Below are 8,391 nucleotides of genomic sequence, written 5' to 3'. Positions count from 1 at the left end.
TTGGTGACGGCGGCCAGCCCCACCCAGAACAGCAGGATCGGCAACGCGAGCCGGCGGATGGTGCGGGGGACAACGGCCCGCGGCTGTTCGTGGTTGCTCATCCGGATTTGTCCAGACAGAAGGTGTAGGCGTCGACTTTGTTCACGGTGCGTTGGTCTTTCACTTCGCCGTTGACGGTGATGCGGCAGCCGAGGCTATCCCCGTTGCCCTGCGCGACGACGTTGCCGAGGACCGCCGGCTCCGTCGTGGTGATCGTGAACGACCACGGCAGCGGGGCATCCTTGACTTGCTGCGGCTGGGCGTTGACATCAAGGTAGTTGATGGTCGCGGTTGCGCCGGGCCTGCCGAAGACCTCGAGCACCACCCGTTTGGGGTTGAACGGAACGATTTCGTTGGCCAGGCCGCTGTTGGCCGAGGTGTTGCTGTGTGAGCCGAAGATTCCGTGCAGGCGGTAGATGGCGAATCCGGCGAGCACGATGACCAGCACCGCGACCAGCGCCATCCACCCTCGCTTGACGAGGGAGGCCACCGAAAACCCCTTCACCCGTTCACCTTTCGATCATCGGGCGACACGAAACCCCCGGCACGAGGGTGTCCGCCGACCGGTCGGGCATGATCGACAGCTATGACAGTACGGTACGGGACCGTACTGTACAAGAGACGCGCGCGTACACATTAAACGAAAGACGGCTTGCCCGTGGGTGACCGCGCCGTTACCCGATGGTTCTGGTCAGACCGGGGATGAGGAAACCGTCGACCAGCGCTTGCACGGTGCGACGGGTGGGCGGCCGGTCCGGCATGATGGACCGGAAGATGAGGTAGCCGGGCAACAGGTCCCAGAGTTCGTCGGTGACGGCGTCCGGGTGGATTTCGCCGCGGTCCACCGCTTGGTTCAAGACGTGCTGGATCAACGCCTTGCGCTGGTCGAGGAACTGATGCTGCATGGCCTCGTTGAGTGCGGGGAGGCGCGACACCTCGACCATCACCGCACGGATCGTGCTCGCGTGCCGGCCGCCCTCCTGGCAGATCGTCTCCCCCAGTCGCAGCAGATCGCCGCGCAACGTACCGGTGTTCGGCGGCACCGCGACCTGGCGGACGCCCTCGATGAATGCGGCCAACACCAGCTCGGCCTTGGAGGGCCAGCGTCGGTACACCGTGGCCTTGCTGGCACGAGCGGCACCGGCGACGGCATCCACGGTCAGCTGGTCATAGCCGTGCTCCTGCAACAGGCGCAGGGTCACCGCCAGAATTTCGGCCTCCCGCGGCGACCACGGCGACGCCTGTGCGCACGGGTCCGCCGTCTGGGTCATAGCGCCCACGATAGAGCCGCTTGGGCGGTGCGGCCCAAATTTCGGGTGAGGTCGTGATCCCCTAGTCCGCCGGAGCTTCCGGCGGCCCTTCGGCCAACAGCTTCCGGAAACCGTCCTCGTCGAGGACCGGGACGCCGAGCTCGACGGCCTTGTCGTACTTGGAACCCGGCGCATCGCCGGCGACGACGTAGTCGGTCTTCTTCGACACCGAACCGGCGGCCTTGCCGCCGCGCGCGATGATCGCCTCCTTGGCGTCGTCGCGCGAAAAGCCCGCCAGCGAACCGGTGACGACAACGGTGAGCCCTTCCAGCGTGCGGGCCACGCTGGCGTCGCGCTCGTCGGCCATCCGCACCCCCGCGGCCCGCCATTTGTCGACGATCGCGCGGTGCCAGTCGACGGTGAACCACTCGGTGAGCGCGGCGGCGATCGTCGGCCCGACGCCTTCGACCGCGGCCAGCCGCTCGGTCGATGCCGACATGATCGCGTCCAGGCTGCCGAATTCGGTGGCCAGGGCGCGCGCGGCGGTCGGTCCGACATGCCGGATCGACAGCGCCACCAGGACGCGCCACAGCGCCACCGTCTTGGCCTTGTCCAGGTTGTCGAGCAGTCGCCTGCCGTTGGCGGACAGCGCGCCGGCCTTGGTCCGGAAGAGCTCGGTGCGCAGCAGGTCGTCCTCGGTGAGGGTGAACAGGTCGCCCTCATCGGCGATCACCCCCGCTTTCAACAGTGCGGTGGCCGCCTCGTAACCCAGCCCCTCGATGTCGAGCGCCCCGCGCCCGGCGACGTGAAAGACGCGCTCGCGCAACTGCGCCGGGCAGGACCGGGCATTGGGACAGCGGATGTCGGCGTCACCCTCCTTGGCGGGGGCCAGCGGGGTACCGCATTCGGGACACGTTGTGGGCATGACGAATTCGCGTTCGGACCCGTCCCTGAGGTCGACCACGGGACCCAGCACCTCGGGGATCACGTCGCCGGCCTTGCGGATCATCACCGTGTCGCCGATCAGCACGCCCTTGCGCTTGACCTCGCTGGCGTTGTGCAGCGTGGCCAGCCCCACCGTCGACCCCGCCACCTTCACCGGCGTCATGAAGGCGAAGGGCGTGACGCGACCGGTGCGCCCGACGTTGACCCGGATGTCGAGCAATTTGGTCTGCGCCTCCTGTGGCGGGTACTTGTAGGCGACGGCCCAGCGCGGCGCACGCGACGTCGTCCCCAGCCGGCGCTGCAGCGAGAAGTCGTCGACTTTGACTACGACGCCGTCGATTTCGTGATCAATCTCGTAGCGGTGCTCGCCCCAGTAGCCGATCCGGTCCTCCACCGCGGCAAGGCCACACACCCGCGCGGTCTGTTCGGCCACGGGCAGACCCCAGGCCTTAAGGGCCGTGTAGGCCTCGTGCAGCGTCTTGGGCGCGAACCCGTCGGTGCGGCCGATGCCGTGGCAGATCATCCGCAGCTTGCGCCGGGCGGTGACCGCCGGGTTCTTCTGACGGAGCGAACCGGCCGCGCTGTTACGCGGATTGGCGAACGGCGCCTTGCCGTCCTCGACCAGGCTGGCGTTGAGCGCCTCGAAATCGGCGAGCATGAAGAAGACCTCGCCACGCACCTCCAGCACGGTAGGAATCGGCAAATCCGCAGTGGCGGTGAGCCGCTCGGGCACATCGTCGATGGTGCGCGCGTTGAGCGTCACGTCCTCGCCGACCCGGCCGTCGCCCCGGGTGGCGGCGCGTTCCAGCCGGCCGTCGCGGTACACCAGCGACAACGCCACCCCGTCGATCTTGAGTTCACACAGGTAGTGGGGATCGCGGCCGATCTCGGTCTCGACGCGGTTACTCCAGGCGACCAACTCGTCGCGGTCGAAGACGTCGTCGAGGCTCAGCATCCGCTCCAGGTGCTCGGCCTCGGTGAAGTCGGTCGCGAAGCCGGCGCCACCGACCAACTGGGTCGGGGAATCGGGGACACGCAGCTCCGGATACCGCTCCTCGAGCGCCAGAAGCTGGTTGAACATCCTGTCGAATTCGGCGTCGGAGACGATCGGCGCGTCCTTGATGTAGTAGCGGAACTGGTGTTCGCGGACTTCGCCGGCCAGTTCCTGCCACTGCCGCCGCACCTCGGGCGACACCGGATCAGCTTCTGCTGAGCTCACCCTCGCAGGCTATCCGAGCGCGGCGACACCCGGACTCAGTCCTCCACGTATGCCCGCAGCCGGTCCACCGCCGCATCCCACCGACGCGACAAGGCGGTGAGGTAGTCACTGGCCTGGGCCAAGGGGGCGGTCCGCACCGCCCAGACTCGCTCGCGACCGCGCCTGCTGCTGGTCACCAAACCCGCCGATTCCAGCAGCTGCAGGTGCTTGCTGGCAGCCTGGCGGCTGACGGGTATGACGCTGGTGAGCTGTGACGTCGAGCTCGGGCCAAGATCGCAGAGCCGCACGATGATGCGCAGCCGGTTCGGGTCACCGAGCGCGTCGAAGAGCGGCGCGCCCACCGCGACGCGCCCGCTCATTCGCGGGCTTCTTCCAGATACCTGCGCACCAGATCCGTCTGGATCGCCCACCCCTCGGAGTTGGCCTCGAAGGAGGAAGGGCGGCGCGCTTCGGGAATGTCCTCGAATCCGGACTCGGTAATGGTGAGCAGCACGCCGTCGGGCGTTTCCGACAGCGTGAACTCGACCAGCGTGGTCGGCTCCTGGCCGTAGTCGGCGTCCGGGTCGACGGCGAAGGGGTGCCACCGATAGGCGAACCGCCGCTGCGGCTCGACGGCGACGATGTGCCAGGTGCTTTCCACTCCGGTGTGTGGCTCCTGCCGACTGGCGACCTCGTCGTCGACCGTTGTCGGATGGATCACCGCGCCGACCGAAGTCCCGGCGACGAACGGCCCGTCGAAGCGGACTCCGAACCAGCGGCCAAACTCGTCGGCGTCGCTGATGGCCCGCCATACCCGCTCCAACGGCGCGTGCAGCAATACGCGCTTCTCAATCCTCATATGCAACCTCCCGGTTGCATATGAGTCCACCACGGCACCACGAAAAGCGCAACTATTTGGTTGCCTATCAGATGGCGTCCGGGTCCCCCGCGAATGCCTCGGCCGCCTTACGGGCCAGCCCGATCGCCAGGCGGGCCCATTCCGGCGTCGCGCCGGCCAGGCCACACGCCGGGGTGACGCCGATGCGGTCGCGCAGCGCCGAGCGCCCGAAGCCAAGGCGATCGGTCACCCCGACCAGGGCGGCCGCCACCTCTTCGGCCGACGGGCGCCGCTCCGGAGCGCTGCTGGGCACCACCCCCAGCATGATCGTGCGGCCCGATTCGACGAACCCGGCCATACCGTCGAGATCCGCCGCCACCAAGGTGCTCGCATCCACCGACACCGCACCGATTTGGCTGCCCTGCAACATCTTCCACGGCAACTCTGCGGCACAGCTGTGCAACACCGCCGCGCCTCCCACCGTGGCGACGCAGTCGTCGAGCAGGGCTACGGCCACCGCTTCGTCCAGCGGCGCCACCGGGCTGAGCGCCGTCACACCGGTCAGCCGCCCGCCCAACGCGTTCGGCAGCGACGGCTCGTCGAACTGCACCACCACCGGCGTCTCGAGCCGGCGCGCCAGCGCCGCGCGGTGGGCGGCGACGCCTTCGGCCAGCGACGCCGCCAGATCGCGCACGGCGCCGGGGTCGGTGATCGCCCGATGGCCGTTGGCCAGCTCCAGCTCGGCCGACAGGGTGATCGGCCCGGGAGCCTGCACCTTGACCACGCGGTCGCCACCACGCAGGCCGGCCACCTCCCAGGCCTCTTCCAACGCGTCCACGTCCTCCTCGAGGAGACTGGCGGCGCGGCGGGTGACCGCACCCGGCCGCGCGGCGACCCGATAGCCGCGCGGCACGGTGTCGATGGCCACGTCGATCAGCAGCGCGCCGGCCCGTCCGAGCATGTCGGCGCCCACTCCGCGGGCCGGCAGCTCGACGATGTGCGACAACGCGTCGGCCAACTCACCGACGACGACCTCGGCGGCCTCCCGCGGCTTGATGCCGGGCCACGACCCGATGCCGCTGGCCCTCGCGAAGGAATGCGGGATAACACTCACCCGCCCAACCGTATTCGACCTGACCCGCCACGCCGTTGACCAGGGGTGTCTGTCGCGCCACCGCACGGGTAGGTTCAACCGCGAGAAGGGTACGAAACGTGTCGCGGATGGCGAGATGGGCGCGGCCGCTGCTGCTGTGGGCGGTAGTGGTGCTGGCTGCCGCGTGCACCCGGGTGGTGGACGGCGCCGCGGTGGCGGGATCCGGTTCCCCCCGCAGGGCGGTGCAGGGGGTGAACGTCGACACGATCCTCTTGGACCAGTCGCGGATGCGCGCGATCACCGGCGCCGGGGAGCACCTGACGATCATCCCGTCCATGGACGGCACCAGGCCGGTGGACATCGACGCCCTCGCCGACACCACGCCGCGCGAATGCCGGTTCATCTACGCCGAGACCGCCACGTTCGGCCCGGATGTCGAGGAGTTCCACAAGACGACGTTCCAGGACCCGCCCGATGGGGCGCTGATCTCCGAGGGCGCCGCGGCCTACCGGGACGTCGACACCGCACGGCGCGCCTTCGGCGCCTTGGTGACCACGGTCGGGGATTGCGCCGACGGCTCGGGTGGCCAGCAATACGTCGGCGACTGGAAGGCCGACGCCGGCTCGCTGCATCTGCGGCCCGGTGGCTGCGGCCGCGACTACCGGCTGCGGTCGGTGGCCATCCTGGAGGTCACGTTCTGCGGCTTTGCGCAATCGGTGTCCGACATCGTGATGACGAACATCGTCGCGAACGTACCGGCTTAGCGTGCGGTAGCGGCAATGGTGGCGCTGCCGAGCACTTCGTCACCGTCCGGGTCCGGGCGGTACAGCACCAGCGTCTGGCCCGGAGCGACGCCGCGCAGCGGGACGCGCAACCGCACGACCAGCTCGTCGCCGACCAATTCCGCTACCGCGTCGGCGGTTTCACCGTGTGCGCGGACCTGGACCGAGCACTCGACGGGGCCCGATGGCGGCCGTCCCCCGGTGAAGACCGGCTCGCGCCCGCGCAACTCGCGCACCTCGAGGTCGGCCGCCTCTCCCACCCGTACGGTCGCGGTGTCGGCGTCGATCGCCGTCACGTAGCGCGGGCCGCCGTCGGGGCCAGGGCCGGCGATGCCCAGGCCCTTGCGCTGGCCGACGGTGAAACCGTGCACGCCGTCGTGCTCGGCGAGCACCGTGCCGTCAGCGCCGACGACGGCGCCGCGCCGGACCGCGATGCGCTCGCCGAGGAAGGCTCGGGTATTCCCCGAGGGAATGAAACAGATGTCGTGGCTGTCGGGTTTCTCCGCGACCGCGAGGCCGCGGCGGGCCGCTTCGGCACGAATCTGCGCCTTGGGGGTGTCCCCGATGGGGAACGTGGCGTGGCGCAGCTGCTCGGCGGTCAGCACGGCGAGCACGTAGGACTGGTCCTTGTCGTGGTCGACCGCGCGGCGGAGCCGCCCACCGGACAGCCTGGCGTAGTGGCCGGTGGCCACGGTGTCGAAGCCCAGCGCAACCGCTTTCGCCGACAGGGCGGAGAACTTGATCCGCTGATTGCACCGCACGCACGGGTTGGGCGTTTCGCCGCGCGCGTAGGAGGACACGAAATCATCGATCACGTCGGCTTGGAACCGCTCGGCGAAATCCCAGACGTAGAAAGGGATTCCGAGCACATCGGCGACGCGGCTCGCGTCCGAGGCATCTTCTTTCGAGCAGCAGCCGCGCGAACCCGTCCGCAGCGTGCCGGGCGTGGCCGACAACGCCAGATGCACGCCGACCACGTCGTGTCCGGCGTCGACCATGCGGGCGGCGGCGACCGACGAGTCGACGCCGCCACTCATCGCGGCGAGGACCTTCACTTAGGGAGCCCCCGCGGCGGCCAGTGCGGCGCGGCGGGCGCGGTCCACCGCCGCGGGCAGCACCTGCAACACCGCATCCACATCGTCGTCGACGCTGGTGTGACCCAAGGACATCCGCAAGGATCCGCGGGCGCTGGTGGGGTCTGCACCCATCGCGAGCAGCACGTGCGACGGCTGCGCGACGCCCGCGGTGCACGCCGACCCGGTCGAGCATTCGATGCCGTTGGCGTCCAACAACATCAACAACGCATCGCCTTCGCAGCCGCGGAACGTGAAGTGTGCGTTGCCGGGCAACCGCTGGGGGTACCTCCCGCTTGCGGGGGACGGGTCGCGGGCGCCGTTGAGGCTGACGTCGTCGATGCCCGCGAGCACCCCGTCGATCAGCCGGTCACGCAACGCCCGGAGCCGCGCGCTGTTCGCCTCGATGCCGTCCACCGCGATCCGGGCCGCGGCCGCCATGCCGACCGCACCGGCGACGTCGGCGGTGCCGGAACGGATGTCACGCTCTTGTCCGCCACCGTGCGCCAGCGGCACACACGCCACGTCGCGGCGCACCAGCAGCGCGCCCACCCCGGGAGGGCCACCGAACTTGTGCGCGGCAACGCTCATCGCCGAGAGCCCGCTGGCGGCGAAGTCCACCGGCAACTGCCCCACCGCCTGCACGGCGTCGCTGTGCATCGGAACCCCGAACTCGGCCGCGACGGCGGCGAGGTCGGCGGCCGGCATGACGGTGCCGACCTCGTTGTTGGCCCACATCACCGACACCAGCGCGACATCGTCGTGGCTGCGCAGCGCCTCGCGCAGCGCGGTGGCCGAGACCGAACCGTCGGCGGCGGTCGGCAACCAGGTCACCTCGGCGCCCTCGTGTTCGACGAGCCAGTTGACCGAGTCCAGCACGGCGTGGTGTTCGACCTCGCTGGTGATGATGCGCCGGTGGCGCGGTTCGGCGTCGCGGCGGGCCCAGTAGATGCCCTTGACCGCCAGATTGTCGCTTTCGGTGCCGCCCGCGGTGAAGATGACCTCCGACGGGCGGGCGCCCAGCCGGTCGGCGATGAGCTCGCGGGATTCCTCGATGCGCCGCCGCGCCGTCCGGCCGCTGGTGTGCAGCGAGGAGGCGTTGCCGACGGTGCCGAGCACCGCCGCCATCGCCTCGACGGCGGCGGGGTGCATCGGCGTGGTAGCGGCGTGATC

The 8,391-nt window shown here is 69.7% G+C and carries 9 protein-coding genes; 1 reads left to right on the top strand and 8 read right to left on the bottom strand.

Going from position 1 to position 8,391, the window contains the following annotated elements:
• Positions 1 to 97: 97 nt before the first annotated feature.
• From A9X04_RS18225 to A9X04_RS18200, 6 genes are all read right to left on the bottom strand, one after another.
• Positions 98 to 529, bottom strand: a complete 432-nt coding sequence (locus tag A9X04_RS18225; RefSeq protein ID WP_369828969.1) for an MmpS family protein — start codon at positions 527 to 529, stop codon at positions 98 to 100.
• A gap of 184 nt (positions 530 to 713) precedes the next feature.
• Positions 714 to 1,322: a TetR/AcrR family transcriptional regulator gene (locus A9X04_RS18220; protein ID WP_156764410.1), complete on the bottom strand. Its 609-nt coding sequence runs from the start codon at positions 1,320 to 1,322 to the stop codon at positions 714 to 716.
• Between the two features lie 49 nt (positions 1,323 to 1,371).
• Positions 1,372 to 3,453, bottom strand: coding sequence for an NAD-dependent DNA ligase LigA (gene ligA / locus A9X04_RS18215; RefSeq protein WP_067923386.1), 2,082 nt, complete (start codon positions 3,451 to 3,453; stop codon positions 1,372 to 1,374).
• 35 nt (positions 3,454 to 3,488) lie between these two features.
• The gene (locus A9X04_RS18210) at positions 3,489 to 3,812 is read right to left on the bottom strand and encodes a helix-turn-helix transcriptional regulator (protein WP_067923383.1); all 324 of its coding nucleotides are present in this window, start codon (positions 3,810 to 3,812) and stop codon (positions 3,489 to 3,491) included.
• Entirely contained in the window at positions 3,809 to 4,291 is a 483-nt protein-coding gene (locus A9X04_RS18205; RefSeq protein WP_067923380.1) for an SRPBCC family protein, read from the bottom strand. Before A9X04_RS18205 ends, A9X04_RS18210 begins: the two co-directional genes overlap by 4 nt.
• Before the next feature lie 67 nt (positions 4,292 to 4,358).
• The gene (locus A9X04_RS18200; protein ID WP_067923392.1) at positions 4,359 to 5,375 is read right to left on the bottom strand and encodes a methionine synthase; all 1,017 of its coding nucleotides are present in this window, start codon (positions 5,373 to 5,375) and stop codon (positions 4,359 to 4,361) included.
• Positions 5,376 to 5,491: 116 nt separating this feature from the next.
• On the opposite strand from A9X04_RS18200, the gene A9X04_RS18195 reads away from it, so the two are divergent.
• Positions 5,492 to 6,127, top strand: coding sequence for a sensor domain-containing protein (locus tag A9X04_RS18195; RefSeq protein WP_067923376.1), 636 nt, complete (start codon positions 5,492 to 5,494; stop codon positions 6,125 to 6,127).
• Here A9X04_RS18195 and mnmA read toward each other — a convergent pair.
• Positions 6,124 to 7,200 (bottom strand): tRNA 2-thiouridine(34) synthase MnmA, encoded by a 1,077-nt coding sequence (gene mnmA, locus A9X04_RS18190; RefSeq protein ID WP_067923374.1) that lies wholly within the window; start codon positions 7,198 to 7,200, stop codon positions 6,124 to 6,126. The two genes, A9X04_RS18195 and mnmA, sit on opposite strands and share 4 nt — an antisense overlap.
• Positions 7,201 to 8,391 (bottom strand): cysteine desulfurase family protein (locus tag A9X04_RS18185; protein WP_067923371.1); only part of this gene is annotated, 1,191 nt, incomplete at its 5' end.

It is taken from the genome of Mycobacterium sp. E3247, from assembly GCF_001667785.1.
Taxonomy (GTDB): domain Bacteria; phylum Actinomycetota; class Actinomycetes; order Mycobacteriales; family Mycobacteriaceae; genus Mycobacterium.
Note: the sequence above shows the minus strand (reverse complement) of the source record. Positions and strands in the feature narration are given on the sequence as shown.